This window comes from Saccharothrix sp. NRRL B-16314 (assembly GCF_000716595.1).
GTDB lineage: Bacteria > Actinomycetota > Actinomycetes > Mycobacteriales > Pseudonocardiaceae > Actinosynnema.
In genome coordinates this window covers 1-360 of the sequence record NZ_JNXC01000166.1, presented here as the reverse complement: position 1 = coordinate 360, position 360 = coordinate 1, and the positions used below count along the sequence as shown (strand labels likewise).

Genomic DNA, 360 nt, shown 5'->3' with positions numbered 1-360 from the left:
CGGCACGGTGTTGGTGACGGGTGGGACGGGTGTGTTGGGGCGGGTGGTGGCGGCGCATTTGTTGCGGGGGCATGGGGTTCGGCGGGTGGTGTTGGCGGGGCGTCGTGGTGTGGGTGCGCCGGGGGTTGGGGGGTTGTGTGAGGAGTGGGGTGGTCGGGTTGTGGTGGTGGAGTGTGATGTGGCTGATCGTGGTGCGGTGGCGCGGTTGGTGGGTGGTATCGGGGATTTGACGGGTGTGGTGCATGCGGCGGGTGTGTTGGACGATGGTGTGGTCGGGGGGTTGACTGCCGAGCGGGTCGGTGCGGTGTTGCGGCCGAAGGTGGACGGGGCCTGGCACCTGCACGAACTGACCCGGGACCG

1 protein-coding gene is annotated in these 360 nt (G+C 69.2%); it reads left to right on the top strand.

The features are described 5' to 3' along the window. On the top strand, nt 1–360 hold a 360-nt coding region (locus OQ02_RS43455), incomplete at both ends, for an SDR family NAD(P)-dependent oxidoreductase (RefSeq protein WP_033443808.1).